Here is a 21,882-nt window from a genome sequence, read left to right as displayed (position 1 = left end):
GCGCGGCGTGTACCTGCACCCAGCGCGCCTCTACACCAGGCTCGCGTCGCCTTCCGGCTCCAGCGCCTTCACCAGCACGGCAGCCTGCGTGCGGCTGTGGCACTCCAGCTTTCTCAGGATCGCGGTGACGTGTACCTTCACGGTATTCTCGGCCAGCCCCAGGGTGTAGGCGATCTGCTTGTTCAACAGGCCATCGGCCAGGCACAGCAGCACCCTGAACTGCTGCGGCGTCAGCTGGGCCAATCGGCTGGCCAGCAACGCATCGGCATCGGAGCGCTCAGCGGCCATTGCCGGAAACCACAAGCCGCCATCCAGGACGGCCACCACCGCTTCGCTGATCGTTTCCGGCGGCGCCGACTTGGGAATGAAGCCGGCGGCACCGAACTGCTGCGCCCGCCGGATCACCCGCGGATGGTCGTTGGACGACAGGATGACCACCGGGATGTCAGGGTGCGAACCGCGGACATGCAGCAGCGCCGAGAAACCGTGCGCGCCCGGCATGGTCAGGTCCAGCAGCACCAGGTCAACGTCCGGCTGCTGATCCAGCGCCTGTTCCAGCGCCTCGGCACTGGCCACCTCGCGCACGTTGACGTGCGGCATCCCCTGCCGCAGCGAATGCACCACAGCGGCACGCAACAGGGGGTGGTCATCGGCCACCAGCAGGTTCAGTTCGCTCATGCCGCCATTGTAGAGCCGACTTCAGTCGGCTGCCTCCAAAGACTCCTTCCAAAGGCTGCAGTCGATGACTGCACCCCAGTGCATCGTCTACCGCGCCGGACGCACGCTGCTGTTCCATGCATCCAGGAACTGCCGGCGCTTGAGCGCGTCCAGGTACACCAGCAGCCCGGGGCCGAGCTGGATAGGCCGCAGGCTGCGCTCCGGGCTGCCATTGCCGATGCCGCCGCCGCGCACGATGGGCATCAGCCGCGCCTCGCGGGACAGCACCTGCTGGCCGCGCGGGGACAGCAGATAGTCCAGGAAGCGGCCGGCCTCGGCGCTGTTGCGTGCGGTACGCGGGATCAGCGCGGTGCGCAACATCACCAGGGTGTAGTCCTCCGGCTCGACGATGCCCAGCGGCTGGCCATCGTCGATGCGCGCCTGCGCGTAGGACCCCAGCACGTTGTAGACCAGCGACAGTTCGCCGCTGCTCACCTTGTCCAGCAACACACCGGTGCGTTCTTCCAGCACGACGCGGTTGTCACCCAGCGCACCCAGCAGCGCACCGGCGATGCTGCCGCGCTGGGCATCCTGCGTGGCCAGCAGATAGCCCACGCTGCTGCGGTTGATGTCATAGGTGCCTACCCGCCCGCGCAGTGGCGCATCCGGCGCGCGCAGCAGGTCCAGCAATTGCCGCCGCGTGCGCGGCACGCGCGAAGCAGGCAGCGTGCGGGTGTTGTAGACGATCGCCACCGGCTCGTAGCTGATGCCGAAGGCTTCGTTGCGCCATTTCGACCACGCGGGAAGTGTGTCGGCCTGCGCCGAACGATGAACCAGCGCGTGGCCATCGTTCACCAGCTTGGCCTGCAGATCCATGCCACTGGAGATCAGCAGATCGGCGGACGACGCGCGCGTGCGCTCACCCAGGAAACGCGCGTGCAGGTCCTGGGTGATGATGTCTTCGTAGATCACCTCCGTGCCCGGATGCAGGCGCTGGTAATCAGCGATCACCACCGCGAACACCTCGATGTCCGTGCTGCCATGGATGCGCAGGGCCCCCGTGGCAGGCCCGGTCGCCGGAAAGCGCTGCACGTCCCCCGGCTCGGCGTGCGCGGCAAGGGCGCTGAGCAGCAGCAACAGGGCAGCCAACAGACGGCTCATGCATGACTCCGGGGCAGGGTGATGGTGGCGACCAGCCCGCCTTCGCGGCGGTTGGCCAGGTCGATGTGGCCGCCATGGGCATCGACTACCCGCTTGACGATGGCCAGGCCCAGCCCGGCTCCGCCCGCGGCAGCGCCTTCCCCACGGGCGAAGCGCTCGAACACCCGCTCTGCATCGGCAGCGGCGATGCCGGGGCCATGGTCGGCGATCGTCAGCACAGCACTGTCGCCCTCGGTCGTCAGCGCCACCTGCAACGGCGCGGCCGCACTGTACTTGATGGCGTTGTCGATCAGGTTCTTGATCGCCTCGCGCAGCAGCAACGCATCGCCCTGCACCCACACCGGTCCAGCGGTGACCAGCAACTGCACCCGCGGAATCGGATCCACCTGTGGCACTGCCTCATGCAAAGCCTGGTGCACGGTCTCGGCGAGATCAACCGGCGCGTAACGCTGCAGGTTCGACCGGTGGATGACGCTGGCGTCACTCAGCAGCTGGTTGAGCAGGCGGCTCATGTGGCTGGCGTTGCGCTCGATGGCCTGCAGACTCCGACGCATGTCTTCCGGGTCGTCATCGTCCAGCGCCAACTGCGCCTGCGCGCGCAAGGCGGCCAGCGGCGTGCGCATCTGGTGGGCGGCCTCGGCCATGAACGACCGCAGCGTTTCGTTGCTGCTGGACAGGCGTTCCATGAAGCGATTCAGCGCCGCGACCATCTGGTCCATCTCGCGCGGCACGTGCGCATCCAACGGTCTCAGGTCGGAGGGCTCTCGGCGCGACAGCTCGCGCTCCACGCGCACCAGCGGACGGAATGCACGGTGGACGCCTACGCCGACCAGGGCCAGGGACAGCAGCGACAGCACACTGATGGCCAGCAGGGCACGGTTGACCATTTCCTGTGCCAGCGCTTCGCGCGCTCGCCGCGTCTGCCCTACCTGCACCCGCACTTCTCCCTGCGCGGACGGCGAAGACAGGGTGCGTGCCACCACGGCGAAGCGCACGGTCTCGCCACTGTAGGGGGCATCGAACAGCTGCGGCGCCGGGCCTTCCCGCGTGGCATCGCGTGGCGCCGGTGGCAGGTCGCCGTAGCCGGTGATCAGGCTGCCGCGGCTGTCGGCCACCCGATAGAACACCCGGTCTTCCGGTGCCATGGCCAGCAGGTCAAGCGCGGCATAGGGCAGGTCGACCTGCCACTGGCCATCCACCAGCGCCACCGAATCGGCGATGGACAGCGCCGAGGACACCAGCAGGTGATCGTAGGATCGATTCGCTGCGCGTTGGCCGTAGTCACGTGCAGCAAACAACAGGGCCACGGCGAACACCCCCAGCAACACGCCCAGGTACAGCGTCAGCGTGCGGCGCAGCGACGGCGGCGCCGTCCGCTCACGGCGCTTCATCGATGTCCCCGGTGGCGGACTGGGCCGCCTCGAGCATGTAGCCCACGCCGCGCACGGTGACGATCCGCAGCGGCGCGGCCGCCAGTTTGCGGCGCAGTCGTCCGATGTACAGTTCGATGGCGTTGGGTCCGGCTTCGTCGTCGAAACCGAACAACCCGTTGCCGATTTCGTCCTTGCCCACCACTTGGCCCCTGCGCCCGACCAGGATCTCCAGCAGGCGGAACTCACGGTTGGGCAGTTCGATGAGCTCGCCGTCCAGGCTTACCCGGTGCGCGGCGTTGTCGAACTGGAAGCCGCCGATCTGCACCAGCTCGCTGGCCTGGCCGCGGCCCCGTCGCAGCAGGACGCGGCAGCGGGCCTCGAACTCGCGGAAATCGAACGGTTTGCCGAGGTAGTCATCGGCGCCCACATCCAGTGCCTGCACGCGGTCTTCGATGCCATCGCGTGCGGTCAACATGAGCACGGGCGTGCTGTCGCCGCGTTCACGCATGCCCGCCAGCACGCGCAGTCCGTCCAGCTTGGGCAGGCCGATATCCAGCACCACCAGGTCGAAGGCCTGGTAGCGCAGGACGCTGGCCGCGGCCAGGCCGTCAGCCTGCCAATCCACGGCGTGCCCGTTGCGGCGCATGCGGCGGATGATGGCATCGGCGAGGTCCGGGTTGTCTTCGACCAGCAGCAGGCGCATGCGGTTGTCGGGTGCGGGGGAGTTGAGATGCTAACGCACGGGGAGTGGGTCGAACGGGTGAGACCCCCTCGCGGCTGCCCTGAAGCTGGACTACCGGTTGGCGACGGGCGGGGTGGGTATGCGGGGCACGCGCAAGTACGTCCATGTAGCTCTTCGCGGCTCCTGCCGCTCAAGGCCCCGCATACCCACCCCGCCCGTCGCCCTGACGGTTTCCCGGTTGCTGCCTGCCGCGTATGAAGGGAGATGAAAAGCGGTAGCGCCGAGCCGTGCTCGGCGGGCGGAATGCGCGGAGTTCGCTGCACTGCACAAACCGCTGACAGGCGCATGACAGCTTGCGGGGAAGAGACTGCGGCCTCGCACCTGTTTCGGGTGCCCACGTTGGCCGCGCGCCGGGCGCGCACCTGGGAGGGTTTGTGGAAGAGTTTTCTGTTCGTTGGGCGGGCTTCGGTCGTCGTGCGCTGGTCGGGGCGGTGTGGTTGTCTGCTGCTGCACCGGTGTTTGCTGCGGATGATGAGCGCCCGGTCACCGCTGCAATCGGTGGCCGTCTGCATCTGGATTTCGCCACGTTCGACAACGATGGGCGCGGCACGCCGAACAAGGACGACACCGAAGTGCGGCGCGCGTGGATTGACGTGTCCGGCAAGTTCTTCGTCGTCGATTACAAGATGGAAGCCGACTTCTCCGGCGACCGTGTCGAAGCCAAGGATGTCTACCTGAGCCGCGGCTTCGGCGATGCCGGCCGGCTCACCGTCGGTCAGTTCAAGCAGTACTTCTCGCTCGATGACCGCACCGGCTCCAACTACGGCAGCTTTCTGGAGCGCGGCAACGCGGGCACCTCGCTGGCGCCGTTGTATCGCCTGGGCGCGTCCTGGCAGGCCAATCCGGGTGACTTCACCTGGGCGGCCAGCCTGTACAGCCTGGAGAGCATCGACGCGTGGCAGGTCAAGGGTCGCGCCGCCGGCGGCCGTGCCACGTGGGCGCCGAGTCCCGCGGCCGGCGACGTCCTGCACCTGGGTATTTCGTTGGCGCGCGAGCTGTACGACAACCCCGGTGCCAGCGGCGCCCCGGCGCTGCGCATCCGCCCACGTCCGGCAGGCCACCTGTCCGATGAAAGCCGGTTGACCCTGGTCGACTTCTCCGCCGGGCGCGATACCGATGTGGACAAGTGGTCGCTGGAGTATGCGCAGGTACGCGGTCCGTGGTCGTGGCAGGGCGAGTTCAGCGGGGCCACGTTCGACGACGGCCTGCAGCACGGCAAGGTGCTGGCCGGCTACGGGATGGTGAGCTGGTTCGTCACCGGTGAGTCGCGCGGCTACGACCGCAAGACCGGGCGCTTCGCGCGCATCCAGGATATCCGGCACAAGGCCGGCGCGTTCGAGCTGGCACTGCGCTATGACCAGATGCGGGGTGACCAGCATCTCATCGGCTTGCCCGACCTACGCGATGGCAGCACCGAGGCATGGACGCTGGGCGGCAACTGGTACCTGCGCGACAACCTGCGCTTCATGCTCAACCTGATCGAGAGCCGCAACCGCGATCGCCTGGCCGACGTCACCGTCGACCGTACGCGCGCGGTCACCGGGCGCCTGCAGTTCGACTTCTGACCCCTCCCCTTCCCCTCCCGCCCTTTTCCGCAAGGAGTCCGCAGATGATGCTCAGCATCCTCGGCTTTGGCATGGTCATTACGTTCATGTATTTGATCATGAGCAAACGACTGTCGCCGCTGGTCGCCCTGATCACCGTCCCGATCATCTTCGCATTGCTCGGTGGCTTCGGTGCCGGCATCGATGAAATGATGCTCGACGGCATCAAGAAGATCGCGCCCACCGGCGTCATGCTGATGTTCGCCATCCTGTACTTCGGGGTGATGATCGACGCCGGCCTGTTCGATCCGCTGGTCCGCATCATCCTCAACGTGGTGAAGGGTGATCCGCTGAAGATCGTCATGGGCACGGCCGTTCTGGCGATGCTGATCTCGCTCGATGGTGATGGCTCGACCACCTACATGATCACCGTCTCGGCGATGCTGCCGCTGTATCGGCGGTTGGGCATGAACGCATTGAACATGACCTGCGTGACCATCCTGGCGGGCGGCGTCATGAACCTCACCCCGTGGGGCGGCCCGACCGCACGCGCCGCCACGGCGCTGCATGTCGACCCGGCCGATGTGTTCGTCCCGCTGATTCCTTCGATGGTCATCGCCTGCGCCGGCATCCTGGTGCTGGCGTGGTACCTGGGCATGAAGGAGCGCCGCCGCCTCGGCGTGGTGTCGCTGCCGCAGGGCGGCTCATGGATGGATTCCAGCGTGTCCGATGATGGCGATGCGCTGCCCACGGTTGAAGACGCCGAAGACATCAAGCGGCCGAAGCTGTTGTGGGTGAACTTCGGTCTGACCGCCGCGCTGATGGCCGCCCTGATCATGGGCCTGCTGCCGATGCCGATCCTGTTCATGGTGGGCTTCGCCATCGCCCTGGTGATCAACTACCCGAACCTGGCCGAGCAGCGCCGCCGGGTGGTCAACCACGCAGGCAACGTGCTGTCGGTGGTGTCGCTGATCTTCGCGGCCGGCATCTTCACCGGCATCCTCAACAACACCGGCATGGTGGAAGCGATGTCTCACAGCTTCCTGGCGATCATTCCGGAGAGCTGGGGGCCGTACCTGGCGGTGATCACCGCGCTGGCCTCGATGCCGTTCACGTTCTTCATGTCCAACGATGCCTTCTACTTCGGCGTGCTGCCGATCCTTTCCGAGGCCGCCGGCAACTACGGCATCACGCCGGTCGAAATGGCCCGCGCTTCGCTGGCCGGCCAACCCGTACATCTGCTCAGCCCGCTGGTGCCCTCAACGTACCTGCTGGTAGGCCTGGCCAAGGTGGAGTTCGCCGACCATCAGAAGTTCACCCTGAAGTGGGCGGTGTTGATTTCCCTGCTGCTGATGGCGGGTGGCCTGTTGTTCTCGCTGTATCCGCTGTCCGCCTGAGGCGGCCCGTATTCCGCAACCTGGAGAAACCAATGACGCTTCGCATCGCATACGTCACCAGCGGCATGGGCAGTGTGGGCACCGCGATCTGCCAGACCTTGGCACGCTCGGGCCACACGGTGGTCGCAGGCTGCGCGCCGAACTCGCCGCGCAAGGCCGGTTGGTTGCGTGAACAGCGCGATCTCGGCTTCGATTTCATCGCATCGGAAGGCAATGCCACCGACTGGGCCTCCACCGCTACTGCGTTCGACAAGGTGCGAGCCGATGTTGGCGCGGTGGACGTGCTGGTCAACAACTCAGGCGGCAGCCGCGATGTGCTGTTCCGGCAGATGAGTGCCGATGACTGGAACGCGGTCATCGCGTCCAACCTCAACTCGCTGTTCAACATCACCAAGCAGGTCGTCGACGGGATGACCACGCGTGGGTGGGGGCGCATCATCAACATCGGCTCGGTCAGCGCGCACAAGGGGCAGATCGGCCAGGTCAACTTCGCCACCGCCAAGGCCGCCATGCACGGCTTCAGCCGTGCACTCGCCGCAGAGACCGCAGCGCGGGGGGTCACGGTCAACACCATTTCGCCCGGTTATATCGCCAGCCAGGCGATCAGCAGTTTCCCGCCCGATGTGCTGGACCGGCTGGCGGCCTCGGTGCCGATCCGCCGCCTGGGCAAACCGGAGGAAGTGGCGGCGTTGTGCGGCTGGCTGGCCTCGGACGACGCCGCGTACGTGACCGGGGCGGACTATCCGGTCAACGGCGGTCTGTACATGGGGTGATGCGATGCGGTGGCACGCGGGGGGGGTGACGACGGGTGGTCTTCACGCCCTTTCCGCTGCGCTCGCCGAGCATGGCGCGGCGCTACCCTGGGTGCCAGCGTGCGTTCCCGTTGCATAAAGCGAACAGCGTCGCAGTTACAACGAACGTTCGCTTTACCGTCAAAAAGCCGTCATTTCCGCTTTGCATAGTGGTTGGTGACCTGCAGCACGCAGGCCTTCCCCCATGCAACGGACCGACATGCAGACCCGACACCTGACGATTGCCGTGGCGATCGCCCTTTGCGCCGCCAACGCCCACGCCGCCGGCGAAACCCTTGCCGATACCGCCGTCACGGCGCAGACTCTGGACGCCGTTTCGGTGATCGGTCAAGGCGAAACCCGCCAGGTGCAGCGCATCACGGCCGTGGACAAGCAGGTACTGCCGCCCGGCACCAGCGGACAGAAGATCCTGGATCGCCTGCCCGGCGTGTCGGTGCAATCCAACGATGCGTTCGGGGCCAATGAGGAATCACAGACCATCAGCCTGCGCGGGTTCGACAAGAGCCGCCTCGGTTACACGCTGGACGGCATCCCGCTGGGCGACAACAGCTACGGCAACTACAACGGCCTGAGCATCGCCCGCGCACTGATCGCCGAGAATCTTGCCGGCGCCGAGCTCTCGCAGGGCATCGGCTCGCTGGGGGTCGCGTCCACCAGCAACCTGGGCGGCGCCATCCAGTATTTCTCGATGGACCCCTCCACCGAGTTCGGTGGTCGCGCCAGCATCACCGCCGGCGATGACAACCAGCGTCGCGGCTATCTGCGCGTGGACACCGGCGACCTCAACGGTTTTTCCGCCTATGTCTCCGGTGTGCACCAGGACGCCGACATGTGGGCCGCACCATATCAGAACCAGACCACGCGCCAGTTCAATGCGAAAGCCGTATGGCAGGTCGGTGACAACCGTTTCGGCGCCTTCGCGGCGACCTCGCGCGCCAGCCAGGCGAACTATGCGTACCTGTCCAAAAGCATGCTGGAACGGGGCTTGGGCTATGACTGGAACATCTACGCACCGGACTGGGACCGCGCGGTTGCCGCCGCGTACTGCGCACCGGCCACACGCGATCCGGCACGCTGCGCCTTCAGCGGCGGCGTCAACAGCATCGATGATGCGTACTACCAGAGCCGTGCGCTGCGCGACGACAACCTGTACGCGCTGGATGCCGACGTCAAACTGGGCGACGCAGCCGGGTTGAAGCTGCTGGCTTACCACCACGAGAACCGCGGCCAAGGCCATTGGTGGGCACCGGGCCAGCCCTCCCACCCCGGCACCGACCGTGCGCTGCCGATCTCGATCCGCAGTACCAATTACACCATCAACCGCCAGGGTCTCACGGCGGCGCTGACATGGCGCGTGGGTCTGCATGAGCTGGAGGCCGGCCTGTGGTACGAGAAGAACGACCACAACGTCGAACGCAACTTCTACTACATCGATGGCCCGTTCCTGGACGACACGTACCTCAACCATCCGGATCGCCGCCTGTTCGACCAGGACTTCGACATCCGCACGCGGCAGTTCTACGTACAGGACCGCATGCGCTTCATGGACGATCGCATGACCGTCGATGTCGGCATCAAGAGTCCGAACACCCGGATGACCGCACGCGCCAAGCCGGGCACCGAATCGCTCTATGCATCCGGCACGCTGACCGCAAAGGAATCGGTGCTGCCGCAGGCCGGCATCAGCTTCAAGCTGAGTCCCCAGCAGGAAGTGTTCGCCTCGTATGCAGAGAACATCGCGGCCTTCGTCGGCGGCGGCAGTGGCGGTCCCCTGCAGGTATCCCCGGAGTCCTTCGCTGCCAGCGTGGATGACCTGGAGCCGGAGAAGTCACGCACGTTCGAGGCAGGGTTCCGTCGCTTCGGCGAGAAGTACCAAGCGTCCGTGGCGGCCTACCACGTGATGTTCGACAACCGCCTGCTGTCGCTCAACCCGTGCACCAGCATCGAAGTCGGCACGCGGCCGGAATGCATCACGCGCTTCATCAACGTCGGCTCGGTCAAGAGCCAGGGCGCCGAGTTGACCTTTATCTTCAAGCCGATCGACGGCCTGCAGTGGTACAACGCGCTGTCCTGGAACAAGACCACCTACGAAGACGACTACACGTCCGGCGGCGCCGTCGTGCCGGTGGCCGGCAAGATCACCGTCGATACCCCGCAGCGCATGGCCTCCAGCGAACTGAGCTGGAACCGCGACGGCTTCTTCGCCAGCGTGCGTGCCAAGTACACCGGCAAGCGCTACTACACCTACACCAACGACCAGTCAGTGCCGGGCGTGACCACCTTCGATGCCGGACTGGGCTATTCCTTCGGACCGGGCATGGGCCTGCGCGACATCAAGGTATCGCTCAACGCGACCAACCTGACCAACAAGCGCTATGCCGGGCAGTTGAGCTCGTTCGCCCCGACCGATCCGACCGGCACCCGCTACGCGATCCACGCCAGCGCACCACGCCAGGTGTTCATGACAGTGGGTGTGGATTTTTAACCTTCGGCGGGTGTTTGGTTTCATGGGTTGAGGCGGGGCGAGGGAACCATGCAGGACACGCCGCAAGTACGTCCATGTAGGCTCCTTTCGCCCCGTCCGGGGGCTCAAGGGTCCTGCATGGCTCCCTCGCCCCGCCTCCGGACAGTGTGCCGCCCCCGCCGGGTTGGGGGAGAGAGAGAGCAAAAGCAAAAGCAAAAGCAAAAGCCGCCGAGCATGGCTCGGCGCTACCGAAGGCGGATCCGGCTCGTCTGGTGGAGGGAGCCCCTGAGTCAGGGGCGGCCGCGAAGCGGCGGGGTGTGGGTGCTGGTGAGACGGGGCCCGCGGTTTGCGCAGCAAAGCGTGGGAGCGTCAGCGCGAATGCGATGGCGTGGACCCGCGCCATGGATGGCGCGAAACGAGCGCTACATGGACGTACTTGTGCGCGTCCCCCGACCAGCCCCACCGCCCGGCCCACCCACGGCTCCTGCTCGACAGCCCGCCACGAGGGGGTCTCACCCGTTCGCCGCACTCACTCCGGCAACAGCTGATCCATCCGTATCCGATTGGCGAACAGGGAAAACGCCAGCATCCCCGCCAGCCCATTGGCCCGGCTCACCCACTGCGGCAACCAGCGCGGTGGCTGCAGGATGCCCGCCTCGAACAACGGTGCGAAGGTGATCGCATCGGTCAGCGTCATCTTGCCAGCGAACAACCACCGGCAGACCTGCAGGCGATCCTCGGCCAGCATGTGGCGGAAGAACGTGTGCACCGACACCAGCCCGCGCAGGTACACCGTGTCCTTGGTGAAGGCCATGCCACCGCTGGGTGGTACACCGCGGAACACCCGCTGCGCAGAGGCAAAGCTCTCTTCCGCGTTCTGCCCCGCCGCGCAGAAGTAACGGTAGACCTCGATGAAGTCCGCGCCCTCCCGTGCCATCGCGATGGCCTCCGTCCGCAGGCTGATGCGCTTCAGGCGCTGGATGTCGATGCTGCCGGTGATCTGCTCGGCAAAGGTCGCCAGGCCTTCCTGGGTGGCGGTGACGCGCGGCGAGGACAGCGCCAGGCTGGGCAGCACAGATTGCTCACGCCCGTTGAGCGCGGTCAGTGAATGCACCAGCGCTTCATGGTGGAACAACTGCGCGCGGTCATAGGCACTGAAGCGCGCACTGGTCCGCAGGCGGAGGCGGGTAGCACCGGCAGCGGCCTTGGAAACCAGCTGCGGATCCAGTTGCACCTGGATGATGCGCGACTCGAAGAAGGCATCCAGATCGCCCTGCAGCTGCAACTGCAGCGCCGTCGCCGAGACCGGCACCTGCTCTTCCGGCGCCAGCAGTTCGTGATCCAGTTCAGTGGCGATCTGGATGAAGTGTCGGGCCGCATCGCGGGTGCTCGGTCCGTTTCCCGGCAGCGGCTGCTCGGGCGATCCGAACAGCTGCACCGAGCAGGCATCGACCGCGGCCGTGCCCAACCCTTCCAGCAGCTGCGCGGCGACATCCCAGCTCTGCGCCGACTCGGCGACATAGCGACCCAGCGGATGATCGGCATCGCACTCGGCGGTCAGCGCGGCCAGCGTACGTCGCGCATCGCTGAAATCCAGCTGTGGATACTCCACGTGCGGCAACCGCGGCTGGCCACTGGCCATGCTCGCCAGGAACGGGGACTGCAGGGCGGCGGGCCAGCTGGTGAGGCTCAGCAGCCGGATGCCACCGACGGCCTCGACCAGCCGCGCATCAAGCGCAGCGTGGTGGGCCACTTCGCGATCCAGCGTCGTGCTCTGGTCCATGAGCAGACTATACGGCAGTGATGGCCGCTGGCCATCAACAGGAAGGGCTGACGGCCCGGTAGTGATGGCCGCTGGCCATCAACATCAACGGCTGACGGCCAGCGGCCGTCACTACCCGCCCCAACCGGCGTCAGCGCCGGCGTGGTTTGCCGGCGCCGCGGCGTGCGGCCGTACGTCGCTCCTGCGCCGTCTCCGCTTGGCGTACCGCCAGCTTGGCGGCGGCGGCAGCCACTTCGTCCTTCAGCTTGAAGTAGTTCAACACGCGGGTCTCTTCGATCGTGCCGTCCTCGATCGCCGCGCGTACCGCGCACCCGGGCTCCTGCTGGTGCAGGCAGTTGCGGAACCGGCACTGCTCGGCCAGCGCCTCGATATCGGCAAAGCCCCCTTCGGCCAGCGTCTCTTCGCCGGTCGGCTTGAGCTCGCGCATGCCAGGCGTATCGATCAGGCAGGCGCCCATCGGCAGCGGCATCAACGCACGGTGCGTGGTGGTATGGCGGCCGCGCGAGTCATTGGAACGCACGCTGTTCGTCTTCATCCGCTGCTCGCCCAGCAGCGTGTTGGTCAACGTCGACTTGCCGGCCCCGGAGGACCCGACCAGCACCACCGTGTGGCCCGGGCCCAGCCACGGATGCAGCGTGGCGACACTGTCCGCATCCAGTCCGTTCACCGCACGCAGGGCGATGCCCTGCGCTTTCAGTTCATCCAGTACCGCCAGCGCATCTTCGCTGTACTCGGTCTGGTCGGCCTTGGTCAGCACCACCACCGGCACGGCCCCGCCGCCACCGACCAGCAGCAGATACCGTTCGATACGGCGTGGATTGAAATCCGAATCCAGTCCGCAGACGATGAACACCGTATCGACGTTGGCGGCGATGACCTGCTGGTGATAATGCTCGCCCGCCGCGCCGCGCTTGATCGCGGTACGACGCGGCAGCAGCGCGACGATGCGCACCCCCTCCAGCAGGACCCAGTCGCCGACGGCGGGCCGCTCATGGCTGGGGAAGCGCGGGCGCTGCCATTCGGGAAGCGATTCGGCCTTGATTGACGCATCGGGACCGTCTGCCACCACATAGTGCGTCCGGTGCTGCTCGATCACACGCGCCGGCCGCGCCTGCGGATGCGCCTCCATCGCGGCGTACCAGTCGGCCTGGTCGTCCGCCGTGGGTGCTCCCGGCCAGGGCCAGCCAATCGTCTGCAGGGCGTTGTAATCAGGGGTCTCGGTCATCCTGCGCATTCTACCGGCAGCGGGGCATGCGGGCGCGGCGTCAGGCCCCACGCCCCCTTGCCATGCGCTGCAGCAATTCAGCTAGTATGGGCTTTCCATGCCCATTGACGGCCCGTCTGCCATGTCCACCCCCACGCCCAAGCCCCTGGCCATCCGTGAACGCCTTTCCGAAGTGCGCTACGAGATCCGAGGAGAGCTGGCGCGACGAGCGCGGGAACTGGAAGCGCAGGGCCGCACGCTGATCAAGTTGAACATCGGCAACCCGGGCAATTTCGGTTTCCGTGCACCGCAGCACCTGCAGCGCGCGATTGCCGATGACATGGGCCGCACCGACCCGTATACCCACCAGCAGGGGCTGCCTGTGGCCCGCGAGGCGATCGCCGCGGCCTACGCCCGCCGTGGTGCACCCGATGCCCATCCGGACCGCGTATTCGTCGGCAACGGCGTCAGCGAACTGATCGACCTGTCCCTGCGCGCCCTGCTCAACCCGGGCGATGAAGTGCTGGTGCCCTCGCCGGACTATCCGCTGTGGTCGGCCGCCACCATCCTTAACGACGGTCGCCCGGTGTATTACCGCTGCGCGCCGGAAAACGGCTTCCAGCCCGATCCGGACGAGATCGAAGCCCTGGTGTCTTCGCGCACCCGCGCCATCGTGCTGATCAACCCGAACAACCCCAGCGGCGCGAGCTATCCGCGTGAACTGCTGGAGCGCATCGTCGCCATCGCGCGCAAGCACAACCTGCTGCTGATGGTTGATGAAATCTACGACCAGATCCTGTACGACGACGCGGTGTTCCAGCCGGTGGCCCCGCTCGCCGGCGACCTGCCCTGCCTCACCTTCAGCGGCCTGAGCAAGGTGCATCGCGCCTGCGGCTGGCGGGTGGGCTGGGCGATGCTGTCCGGCGAGGCGGAACGGCTGGGCGACTTCCGTGCGGCGATGGACCTGCTGAGCGCGTTGCGCCTGTGCGCGAACGTGCCGGGCCAGTACGCGATCGACGCGGCCGTGAACGGGCCCGATACGATCAGCCCGCTGTGTACGCCGGGCGGCCGCCTGTACGAAACCCGTCGCGCAGTGATCGACGCCTGTGCCGCCAGCGAGCATCTTTCGCTGGTCGCTCCCGCCGGCGCGCTGTATGCCTTCCCCGCCATCGTCGGTGATGCCGCGAAGGGCGTGGATGACCATGAGTTCGCGCTCGACCTGATGAACAACGAAGGGGTGCTGGTGGTACCGGGCTCAAGCTTCAACGTGCCGTACCGCCATCATTTCCGGGTCACCCTGCTGCCGGAAGCGGCCGTGATGCGCGATGTATTCGCGCGCATTGATCGCGCCCTGGCGCGCCGTGCAGAGGCCAACCGCAAGGTCGTGCCGCTGAAGCCACGCCGTTCGGCGGTCGCCTGACCGCGATGACACTGCGCTGGCTGGCCCTGGGTGATTCCTACACCATCGGTGAAGGCGTACCGGTGGCCGGTCGGTGGCCGCAGCAACTGGCGGCGCTGCTGCGTGCCCGCGGGATTGCGCTGACCGATCCGCATACCATCGCCACCACCGGGTGGACGACCGACGAACTGGATGCCGGCATCGATGACGCTGCGCCCCGTGGTCCCTTCGACTTCGTCAGCCTGCTGATCGGCGTCAACAACCAGTACCGCGCGCGCGCCGTGGATGCGTACGCGGTGGAGTTCACCGCGCTGCTGCAGCGCGCGCTTGCCTTCGCCGGCGGCAACGCCGGACGGGTGCTGGTGCTGTCGATCCCGGACTGGGGCGTCACTCCGTTTGCCGAGGGTCGCGACCGCGCGGCGATCGCACGGGCGCTGGATGACTACAATCGTGCGGCCGAGGAGATCTGCAACGCACACGGCGTGGTTTTCGTGGATATCACCGACCTGTCCCGCCAGCACGGGGCCGAACCGGCCATGCTGGTCGACGATGGGCTGCATCCTTCCGCCGCGCTGTATGCGCTGTGGGCGCAGCGCGCCCTGCCGCTGGCCGAGCGCCTGCTCGCCCGCGACGCCTGATCGGGTGACCGGCGCGCCGTCCTCCGCAGCGCACTTGCCCTCGCCGCTGCCGCCGTCGCAGGCACGCATGATCGCCACCGCCTTTCTGCCCGACAGCCCCTGGGGCAACCGCAGCCGCTACTACTACGTGCAGGCCAAGCTGCGCAGCGACCCGCTGTATCACGGCGTACTGCAGGCCTTGCCGACCGATGCGTTGCCCGTACTCGACCTGGGCTGCGGACTGGGCCTGCTGGGCCACGTGATGCGCCTGCAGGGTCGTGCGCAGGGGTATGTCGGCGTGGATCTCGATGCGGGCAAGATCCACCACGCCCACCATGCGCTGCAGCGTGCCGGGCTGGTCGACGCCCGTGTCGATCCGCTGGACCTGCGACGCCCCCTGCCAGCGCACTGCGGGCACGTCGCCGTGCTGGATGTGCTGCACTACCTGGACGCGCCGTCGCAGACCCTCCTGCTGCGTGCGGCCGCCGCGCGGGTGGCCGCAGGCGGACGCCTGCTGCTGCGCACGCCGCTGGACACAGGCGATGGCCGTGACCGCACTACCCGGCTCACCGACCGGCTCGGATGGCTGTCAGGCTGGATGCGCACCCGGCCGCGCCACTATCCCAGACCGGAGGCGTTGACCGAGGTACTGGTCGAGGCGGGTCTTGAGGTCGAGCGTCCGCGCGCCCTGCATGGGCGAACACCGTTCAACAGCTGGCTGCTGGTAGCCCACCGCGCCGCAGGCTGATGGCCGGAAGGCGCTGTGGCGGGCCGGCCCATCATTCCGCAGGCAGACGGGCCTTCAGTCCACGCGCGTCCAGCGCCTGCAGCACGCCTTCGATGATCGTCAGGTTGTGCCCATGCGCACTGCCCTCGTGCAGCAGCACGATCGCCCCTGCCCGCAGATCAGGCGCCAGCCGCGCTAGCACCTGCGCCGGCGTGCAGGACACGCCGTCGAAACCGCGCGCACTCCAGCCGACGCGGGTCAGGCCGTGCTGTCGCAGCAGGGGGGCGACGAACGGATTGGTCATGCCGACCACCGAGCGGTACCAGCGCGGCGGCTGCCCCGTCAGCGCCTGCAGGGCGTACTGGCACCGTCCCAGCTCGGCTGCCATGGCCGTCGCCCCCAGACGCCAGAAGCGCCGCTCCGGGTGCGTGTGGCTGTGGTTGCCCAGGTCGTGCCCGCGCGCCACGATCTCGCGCACCAGCTCCGGCTGGGCCAGTGCGCGCTCACCGACCAGGAAGAAGGTCGCCCGTGCCTGGTGCCGGTCCAGCAGATCCAGCACGCGGCGCGTATCCGGCCCCGGGCCATCGTCGATGGTCAGCCAGACCGCGTCGAGCGCGGCCGGCAGCCGGCTGACGACCGGGGCGTAGAAGCGGCTGTTCGGCAGGAATACCGGCAGCAGGAACAGCGCATGGCTGGCCAGCAGCAGGCACAGGCCCCAGGCCCAGCCAGCCCACAGCCACACTCCCAGCGCCAGCACCTGGGACACGGCGAACGCGGCCAGGGCATGCCATGGCCAGCGCGGGGGGCAATGCAGCGTTTCCACAGCGGTCATGCCCCATGATGCCACGGGGGGTAGAATCAGCGGTTCGATATCACCGGATTTCAACCGCCATGTCCCTCGATCCCGCCCTGCGCTCGCGCATCGACACCATTCTCGCCAACGACCGCGTCGTGCTGTTCATGAAGGGACAGCCGGCCATGCCGCAGTGCGGGTTCTCGGCCAAGGCCGTGGGCGCGCTGCAGGATCTGGGCGTGGAGTTCGGCCACGTCAACGTGCTCGCCGACCAGGACATCCGCGAAGGCATCAAGCAGTACGGCGACTGGCCGACCATCCCGCAGCTGTACATCGATGGCGAACTGGTCGGCGGCAGCGACATCATCCTGCAGATGGCCTCCAGCGGCGAGTTGAGCAGCGTGCTCGGCCTGGCCGCGCCGGATCGCACCCCGCCGTCGATCACCGTCACCCCGGCCGCCGTGGAGATGCTGAAGGGCGCACTGGCCGATTCGCCCGGCGCGTCGCTGCAGCTGGGCATCGATGCCCGCTTCCAGCCGAACTTCCAGCTGGCCCCGTTCGATGCCAATGCCATCGCTGCCGAATCCAACGGCCTGCGCGTGCAGTTCGACCTGGCCAGCGCGCGCCGCGCCGACGGCGTCACCATCGACTGGGTGGACGACATCCGCGGCAAGGGCCTTGCGATCGACAACCCGAACGCCCCCAAGGCGATCACCGAGCTGTCGGTGCGCGATGCCGATGACCTGGTGCGTGCCGGTACGGTCGTGCTGGTCGACGTGCGCCCGGCCGAAGAGCGTGCGATCGCTGCCGTCGGCGTGCCGTTCAAGGTGTTCGATGGCAACGGTCGTGCCGAGCTGGAAGCGTTGCCGAAGGACACCGCGCTGGCCTTCCTGTGCCACCACGGTGGACGCAGCGCGCAGGCCGCCGAACAGTTCCGCGCATTGGGTTTCAGCAAGGTGCACAACGTGACCGGCGGCATCGATGCGTGGTCCGACGACGTGGACAACGGCGTGCCGAAGTACTGAGCCCTCCCCGGATGGCGGGCCGCTGTGCCCGCCTTATCAAAGTGGCGCCGAGCCATGCTCGGCGAACCGGGCAACAGCGTGGCGGGTCACGCACCTGCACTACCCGCTGAAACCGCCCTCTGCCAGATAGTCCAGCTCGTCCAGCGTCGGCATCCGGCCGAGCACTGCATTGCGGTGCGGGAAGCGCCCGAAGCGCTGGATCAGCTCACGATGCAGTTCGGCGAACTGCAGGTACTCCTTGTCACCCAGCACGTCGAACATCGACACCGACCGTTCCTGGTCCTGCGGGTCTTCGGAGTGCTCGAACGGCAAATAAATGAAAGCGCGCAGTTTCGGCACCAGCTGCAGGTCCAGTCCTTCCTCCACGGCCCGCATGGCGTAATGCCTTGCCAGTCCATCGGTGGCATACGAGTGGGCGGTGCCGCGGAAGCAGTTGCGCGGGAACTGGTCCAGCAGGAGCATCAGCGCCAGCGCGCCCTCCGCCGTGGACAGCCAGTACTCGCGTGCCCGTGATGCGGCAGCATGATGCTCCTCAAGGAAAAGACGCCGGAAGTGGGCATCGAACGCATCATCGCGCGCGAACCATTTCGCCGGACCGGCTTCGGTCCAGAACGCCACGACCTGTGCTGCCATGTCCATGTCCTGCTCCACCGGTTGGAGGGGGAACTGCGTGCTCTTCATGGGGCGATTCTACGAGACACAACGGGCTGTGCGTGACCCGGCCCGCAGCACCGCGCTGGCGGCGCCAGGCCGAAGGTCACTTGGCAAGCAGCGGTCCACTCCGCTAGCTTCAGCGACCTGCACCACCACGCTTACGGGGACATCATGCACAACCTGCTGCGCGCCGGCATCGGCCTGGCGCTGCTGTCGCTGGCCGCTGCGCCGGCCATCGGCGCTTCGCGCTTCATCCAGGATCCGTATCCGAGCACGTACCAGCCGCGCAGCAGCGAAGCCGTACTGATCCACAACGCCACCGTCCTTACCGGTACAGGGCAGCGCCTGGACGATGCGGACGTGCTGCTGCGTGATGGAAAAGTGGCGGAGGTCGGCCGCGGCCTGCAGGCCGGCACCGACGTCCGCCGCATCGACGCGCGCGGCCGCTGGGTGACGCCGGGCCTGATCGACGTGCATTCACACCTGGGCGTCTACCCCAGCCCCGGCGTCAGCGCGCACAGCGATGGCAACGAGATGACCGCCCCCGTCACCGCCAATGTGTGGGCCGAACATTCCGTGTGGCCGCAGGACCCCGGTTTTGCCGAGGCACTCGCCGGCGGCGTGACCAGCATGCAGGTCCTGCCCGGTTCGGCCAATCTGGTGGGCGGGCGTGGCGTGGTGCTGAAGAACGTACCGACCACCACCTACCAGGCCATGAAATTCCCCGGCGCCCCCTGGGGACTGAAGATGGCCTGCGGCGAAAACCCCAAGCGCGTCTACGGCGGCAAGGGCACCGCGCCCGGTACCCGCATGGGCAATGTCGCCGGTTACCGCGCCGCGTTCATCGATGCCAGCGAGTACATCGCCAAGAACACCAGCAAGCCGGCCAAGCCCAAGCGCTGGTTCGGTGGTGACAAGGAAGACAGCAGCGGCGACAGCGGCGGCAAGCGCGACCTCAAGCTGGATACGCTGGCGGGCGCCATCCAGGGCGACATCCGCGTGCACATCCACTGCTATCGCGCCGATGAAATGGCGACGATGCTTGATCTGGCCGACGAGTTCGGCTTCAAGATCGCTGCCTTCCACCATGGCGTGGAAGCCTACAAGCTGGCAGACCGGCTCGCCGCAGAGGGCGTCTGCGGCGCGCTGTGGGCGGACTGGTGGGGCTTCAAGATGGAGGCCTTCGACGGTATCCAGGAGAACATCGCGCTGGTGGATCGGCCCGCCAACAGCTGCGCCATCGTGCACTCGGATTCGCCCGAAGGCATCCAGCGCCTGAACCAGGAAGCGGCGAAGGTGATCGCGTCGGCCCGCCGGGCCAACATGCCGGTCATCGCGCCGGAACGGGCCATCACCTGGATGACCTACAACGCGGCCAAGGCGCTGGGTATCGAGCAGCACACCGGCACGCTGGAGGCCGGCAAGAACGCCGACGTGGTGGTGTGGAACGGCAATCCTTTCAGTTCGTATGCACTGGCCGACGAAGTGTTCATCGACGGCCACCGCTACTTCGACCGCGCCGATCCGGGCAGCAAGCCGGTGTCTGATTTCCGTCTTGGCCAGGAGGTGCGGTGATGGGTAGTCGCTCGACCATGAAGATCAAGCGCCAGCGGGCGTGGCTTGCCCCGGCGATGGCGTTCCTCGCCGTGGCCTGCGTGCTGCCGATGACGGTCACAGCGCAGGATCTGCTGATCCGCAATGCAACCGTGCATACGGTGGGTGCGCGCGGCAGCCTGGACAACGCCGATGTGCTGGTCCGTGCAGGGCTGATCCAGTCCATTGGTACGGGCCTGGCCGCACCGGCCGGGGTGCCGGTGGTGGAAGCCAACGGCCGCCCCCTGACGCCGGCCCTGTTCGGTGGCATCACCGAGATCGGCATCGAAGAGGTGTCGGGCGAAGAGAGCACCGTGGACAGCACGCTGACCCTCGATTCGCAGCCGCTGCGGCCCGAGTTCGACGTCACCCTGGCCTACAACCCCGCCTCGATCCTGGTGCCGGTCGCCCGCGTGGAGGGCATCGGTTTCACTGCACTGGGTGCCCATACCGGTGGCGGCTTCGTGGCCGGCCAAGGCGGCGTGGTGCGACTGGACGGCAGCGCCGATCCGATCGGCCCGCGTGCGCTGTACCTGCGCCTGGGGTCGGCTGCCGCCGAGCTGACCGGCAAGTCGCGCGCCGCGCAGTGGATGCTGCTGCAGCAGATGATCGACGAAGCGCGTGGCCGGGTCGGCACCGATTCACCGCATGCCCTGCTCACCGCCGCGGGGCGCCGCACGCTGGCCGATTACCTGGCGGGCAAGGGCCGCATCATCATCGAGGTGGACCGCGCATCGGACATCCGCCAGTTGCTGCGCTGGTCCGCACGCGAGAAGGTCAAGATCGCGATCGTGGGAGGCGCCGAAGCCTGGCAATTGGCCGCAGAGCTCGCGCAGGCACGCGTGCCCGTGTTCGTCGACGGCCTGGGCAACCTGCCCACGACCTTCGACCAGATCGGCGCCACGCTGGAAAATGCCGCCCGCCTGCGCAAGACCGGCGTGGAGGTCAGCTTCGCGCAGAGTGGCGATGCCTCGCACAACGCGCGCAAGATCCGCCAGTTGGCCGGCAACGCCGTAGCGCATGGACTGCCGTGGGCGGACGGCCTGGCCGGTCTGACCCGCGTACCGGCCCAGGCACTCGGTGTCGGCGATCGCATCGGCAGCATCGAAGTGGGCAAGCTGGCGGACCTGGTGTTGTGGGAAGGCGATCCGCTGGATGTGGCCCACTATGCCGAACAGGTGTGGCTGGGCGGGCGGGCGATGCCCATGCGTTCGCGCCAGACCGAGCTGCGCGACCGCTACCTGCAGCGCACCGCACAGCCCTGACCCCGACGGAGACGATGCAATGGCGCTGCGCTGGTACTTCGATTTCGTCTCCCCGTACGCCTATCTGCACTGGCAGAAACTGAAGACCCTGCCGCAGTTCCCGCGTATCCAGCCGGTCCCCATCGCCTTGGGGGCCGTACTGCATCACCTGGGCAACCTGGGGCCGGCCGAGATCCCGGCAAAGCGGCGCTTCGCCTATCGGCAACTGCTGTGGACGGCGCAGCAGGAAGGGGTGGCCCTGCGCTTTCCACCGGCCCATCCGTTCAATCCGCTGCCCGCCCTGCGCCTGTGCATCGCTGCCGGCTGCACCACGGCAGCCGTTGATGCGCTGTTCGACTGGATCTGGGCTCAGGGCCGCGCTGCCGATGAGGCGGCTGCGCTTGCCCAGCTGGCGGAGGTGCTGGACGTGGAGGATGTCGCCAGCGCCATCGCCGCGGTGGAGGTGAAGGAGGCCTTGCGCCGGAACACCGATGCCGCGATCGCGGCCGGGGTATTCGGCGTGCCGACGCTGTCGGTCGATGGCGAACTGTTCTGGGGCAACGATGCGCACCGGTTGATGGCAGCCGTGCTGGACGATCCGGCCCTGCTGATGCAGCCGGACTGGCAGGCCGTGCTGGACCTGCCCACCGCCGTGCACCGGAATCGCTGAACGTCCGGCACGCGCGCGGCCCT

19 protein-coding genes are annotated in these 21,882 nt (G+C 67.3%); 11 read left to right on the top strand and 8 right to left on the bottom strand.

Annotation, left to right across the window (positions count from 1 at the left end; genetic code table 11):
- Positions 1–30 precede the first annotated feature (30 nt).
- The 4 genes from ABRP17_RS12195 to ABRP17_RS12180 all read right to left on the bottom strand — a co-directional run bounded on the left by ABRP17_RS12195 (position 31) and on the right by ABRP17_RS12180 (position 3,894).
- The gene (locus tag ABRP17_RS12195) at positions 31–678 is read right to left on the bottom strand and encodes a response regulator transcription factor (protein WP_188326218.1); all 648 of its coding nucleotides are present in this window, start codon (positions 676–678) and stop codon (positions 31–33) included.
- Positions 679–765: 87 nt separating this feature from the next.
- Positions 766–1,818 carry an ABC transporter substrate-binding protein gene (locus ABRP17_RS12190; protein WP_349986364.1) on the bottom strand — a complete coding sequence of 351 codons (1,053 nt, stop codon included), beginning with the start codon at positions 1,816–1,818 and terminating at the stop codon, positions 766–768.
- Entirely contained in the window at positions 1,815–3,209 is a 1,395-nt protein-coding gene (locus ABRP17_RS12185) for a sensor histidine kinase (RefSeq protein ID WP_349986363.1), read from the bottom strand. The genes ABRP17_RS12190 and ABRP17_RS12185 overlap by 4 nt, the downstream gene beginning before the upstream one ends.
- On the bottom strand, positions 3,196–3,894 hold the full coding sequence (locus ABRP17_RS12180) for a response regulator transcription factor (RefSeq protein ID WP_192081289.1): 699 nt from the start codon (positions 3,892–3,894) through the stop codon (positions 3,196–3,198). The genes ABRP17_RS12185 and ABRP17_RS12180 overlap by 14 nt, the downstream gene beginning before the upstream one ends.
- A gap of 413 nt (positions 3,895–4,307) precedes the next feature.
- Here ABRP17_RS12180 and ABRP17_RS12175 point away from each other — a divergent pair, with 413 nt between their 5' ends.
- From ABRP17_RS12175 to ABRP17_RS12160, 4 genes are all read left to right on the top strand, one after another.
- Positions 4,308–5,498: an OprO/OprP family phosphate-selective porin gene (locus ABRP17_RS12175; RefSeq protein ID WP_372486763.1), complete on the top strand. Its 1,191-nt coding sequence runs from the start codon at positions 4,308–4,310 to the stop codon at positions 5,496–5,498.
- A 47-nt stretch (positions 5,499–5,545) separates the two neighbouring features.
- Positions 5,546–6,874 carry a CitMHS family transporter gene (locus tag ABRP17_RS12170; protein ID WP_188327188.1) on the top strand — a complete coding sequence of 443 codons (1,329 nt, stop codon included), beginning with the start codon at positions 5,546–5,548 and terminating at the stop codon, positions 6,872–6,874.
- Between the two features lie 32 nt (positions 6,875–6,906).
- Positions 6,907–7,647, top strand: coding sequence for an acetoacetyl-CoA reductase (phbB, locus tag ABRP17_RS12165; protein ID WP_188326214.1), 741 nt, complete (start codon positions 6,907–6,909; stop codon positions 7,645–7,647).
- Between the two features lie 238 nt (positions 7,648–7,885).
- On the top strand, positions 7,886–10,171 hold the full coding sequence (locus tag ABRP17_RS12160; protein WP_349986341.1) for a TonB-dependent receptor domain-containing protein: 2,286 nt from the start codon (positions 7,886–7,888) through the stop codon (positions 10,169–10,171).
- A gap of 508 nt (positions 10,172–10,679) precedes the next feature.
- Here ABRP17_RS12160 and ABRP17_RS12155 read toward each other — a convergent pair.
- Together ABRP17_RS12155 and rsgA are read right to left on the bottom strand one after the other, a co-directional pair.
- Positions 10,680–11,933, bottom strand: a complete 1,254-nt coding sequence (locus ABRP17_RS12155) for a flavohemoglobin expression-modulating QEGLA motif protein (RefSeq protein ID WP_188326212.1) — start codon at positions 11,931–11,933, stop codon at positions 10,680–10,682.
- A gap of 130 nt (positions 11,934–12,063) precedes the next feature.
- Complete coding sequence (gene rsgA, locus ABRP17_RS12150; RefSeq protein WP_372486762.1) at positions 12,064–13,167, bottom strand: ribosome small subunit-dependent GTPase A; 1,104 nt, start codon at positions 13,165–13,167, stop codon at positions 12,064–12,066.
- A 112-nt stretch (positions 13,168–13,279) separates the two neighbouring features.
- On the opposite strand from rsgA, the gene ABRP17_RS12145 reads away from it, so the two are divergent.
- The 3 genes from ABRP17_RS12145 to ABRP17_RS12135 all read left to right on the top strand — a co-directional run bounded on the left by ABRP17_RS12145 (position 13,280) and on the right by ABRP17_RS12135 (position 15,901).
- Complete coding sequence (locus tag ABRP17_RS12145) at positions 13,280–14,557, top strand: pyridoxal phosphate-dependent aminotransferase (RefSeq protein WP_188326210.1); 1,278 nt, start codon at positions 13,280–13,282, stop codon at positions 14,555–14,557.
- A gap of 5 nt (positions 14,558–14,562) precedes the next feature.
- Positions 14,563–15,174 (top strand): SGNH/GDSL hydrolase family protein, encoded by a 612-nt coding sequence (locus ABRP17_RS12140; RefSeq protein ID WP_192094069.1) that lies wholly within the window; start codon positions 14,563–14,565, stop codon positions 15,172–15,174.
- Positions 15,175–15,241: 67 nt separating this feature from the next.
- Positions 15,242–15,901, top strand: coding sequence for a methyltransferase domain-containing protein (locus tag ABRP17_RS12135; protein ID WP_349986344.1), 660 nt, complete (start codon positions 15,242–15,244; stop codon positions 15,899–15,901).
- A gap of 31 nt (positions 15,902–15,932) precedes the next feature.
- On the opposite strand, the gene ABRP17_RS12130 is transcribed toward ABRP17_RS12135, so the two are convergent.
- Positions 15,933–16,712 carry a polysaccharide deacetylase family protein gene (locus ABRP17_RS12130; RefSeq protein ID WP_349986345.1) on the bottom strand — a complete coding sequence of 260 codons (780 nt, stop codon included), beginning with the start codon at positions 16,710–16,712 and terminating at the stop codon, positions 15,933–15,935.
- A gap of 59 nt (positions 16,713–16,771) precedes the next feature.
- On the opposite strand from ABRP17_RS12130, the gene grxD reads away from it, so the two are divergent.
- Entirely contained in the window at positions 16,772–17,698 is a 927-nt protein-coding gene (gene grxD / locus ABRP17_RS12125; protein WP_188326206.1) for a Grx4 family monothiol glutaredoxin, read from the top strand.
- A gap of 99 nt (positions 17,699–17,797) precedes the next feature.
- Here grxD and ABRP17_RS12120 read toward each other — a convergent pair whose 3' ends face one another.
- The gene (locus ABRP17_RS12120) at positions 17,798–18,337 is read right to left on the bottom strand and encodes a DUF924 family protein (RefSeq protein ID WP_188327187.1); all 540 of its coding nucleotides are present in this window, start codon (positions 18,335–18,337) and stop codon (positions 17,798–17,800) included.
- Positions 18,338–18,523: 186 nt separating this feature from the next.
- On the opposite strand from ABRP17_RS12120, the gene ABRP17_RS12115 reads away from it, so the two are divergent.
- From ABRP17_RS12115 to ABRP17_RS12105, 3 genes are read left to right on the top strand one after another with little or no spacing between them, the layout of a single operon-like run.
- Positions 18,524–19,927: an amidohydrolase gene (locus tag ABRP17_RS12115; RefSeq protein WP_349986347.1), complete on the top strand. Its 1,404-nt coding sequence runs from the start codon at positions 18,524–18,526 to the stop codon at positions 19,925–19,927.
- Positions 19,927–21,210, top strand: a complete 1,284-nt coding sequence (locus ABRP17_RS12110) for an amidohydrolase family protein (protein WP_372486761.1) — start codon at positions 19,927–19,929, stop codon at positions 21,208–21,210. The genes ABRP17_RS12115 and ABRP17_RS12110 overlap by 1 nt, the downstream gene beginning before the upstream one ends.
- Positions 21,211–21,229: 19 nt before the next feature.
- On the top strand, positions 21,230–21,859 hold the full coding sequence (locus ABRP17_RS12105) for a 2-hydroxychromene-2-carboxylate isomerase (protein ID WP_192094073.1): 630 nt from the start codon (positions 21,230–21,232) through the stop codon (positions 21,857–21,859).
- Positions 21,860–21,882 lie beyond the last annotated feature (23 nt).

Origin of the sequence: Stenotrophomonas sp. WHRI 8082, assembly GCF_040223995.2 — a bacterium.
Taxonomy (GTDB): Bacteria; Pseudomonadota; Gammaproteobacteria; order Xanthomonadales; family Xanthomonadaceae; genus Stenotrophomonas.
This window is presented reverse-complemented; position numbering and strand designations above follow the sequence as displayed.

Excerpts from the sequence above, each read along its gene's own strand:
- ABRP17_RS12195 (WP_188326218.1), bottom strand. The coding sequence starts at position 678 with ATGAGCGAACTGAACCTGCTGGTGGCCGATGACCACCCCCTGTTGCGT.
- ABRP17_RS12190 (WP_349986364.1), bottom strand. The coding sequence starts at position 1,818 with ATGAGCCGTCTGTTGGCTGCCCTGTTGCTGCTGCTCAGCGCCCTTGCC.
- ABRP17_RS12185 (WP_349986363.1), bottom strand. The coding sequence starts at position 3,209 with ATGAAGCGCCGTGAGCGGACGGCGCCGCCGTCGCTGCGCCGCACGCTG.
- ABRP17_RS12180 (WP_192081289.1), bottom strand. The coding sequence starts at position 3,894 with ATGCGCCTGCTGCTGGTCGAAGACAACCCGGACCTCGCCGATGCCATC.
- ABRP17_RS12170 (WP_188327188.1), top strand. The coding sequence starts at position 5,546 with ATGCTCAGCATCCTCGGCTTTGGCATGGTCATTACGTTCATGTATTTG.
- phbB (WP_188326214.1), top strand. The coding sequence starts at position 6,907 with ATGACGCTTCGCATCGCATACGTCACCAGCGGCATGGGCAGTGTGGGC.
- ABRP17_RS12160 (WP_349986341.1), top strand. The coding sequence starts at position 7,886 with ATGCAGACCCGACACCTGACGATTGCCGTGGCGATCGCCCTTTGCGCC.
- ABRP17_RS12155 (WP_188326212.1), bottom strand. The coding sequence starts at position 11,933 with ATGGACCAGAGCACGACGCTGGATCGCGAAGTGGCCCACCACGCTGCG.
- rsgA (WP_372486762.1), bottom strand. The coding sequence starts at position 13,167 with ATGCGCAGGATGACCGAGACCCCTGATTACAACGCCCTGCAGACGATT.
- ABRP17_RS12145 (WP_188326210.1), top strand. The coding sequence starts at position 13,280 with ATGTCCACCCCCACGCCCAAGCCCCTGGCCATCCGTGAACGCCTTTCC.
- ABRP17_RS12140 (WP_192094069.1), top strand. The coding sequence starts at position 14,563 with ATGACACTGCGCTGGCTGGCCCTGGGTGATTCCTACACCATCGGTGAA.
- ABRP17_RS12135 (WP_349986344.1), top strand. The coding sequence starts at position 15,242 with ATGATCGCCACCGCCTTTCTGCCCGACAGCCCCTGGGGCAACCGCAGC.
- ABRP17_RS12130 (WP_349986345.1), bottom strand. The coding sequence starts at position 16,712 with ATGACCGCTGTGGAAACGCTGCATTGCCCCCCGCGCTGGCCATGGCAT.
- grxD (WP_188326206.1), top strand. The coding sequence starts at position 16,772 with ATGTCCCTCGATCCCGCCCTGCGCTCGCGCATCGACACCATTCTCGCC.
- ABRP17_RS12120 (WP_188327187.1), bottom strand. The coding sequence starts at position 18,337 with ATGGACATGGCAGCACAGGTCGTGGCGTTCTGGACCGAAGCCGGTCCG.
- ABRP17_RS12115 (WP_349986347.1), top strand. The coding sequence starts at position 18,524 with ATGCACAACCTGCTGCGCGCCGGCATCGGCCTGGCGCTGCTGTCGCTG.
- ABRP17_RS12110 (WP_372486761.1), top strand. The coding sequence starts at position 19,927 with ATGGGTAGTCGCTCGACCATGAAGATCAAGCGCCAGCGGGCGTGGCTT.
- ABRP17_RS12105 (WP_192094073.1), top strand. The coding sequence starts at position 21,230 with ATGGCGCTGCGCTGGTACTTCGATTTCGTCTCCCCGTACGCCTATCTG.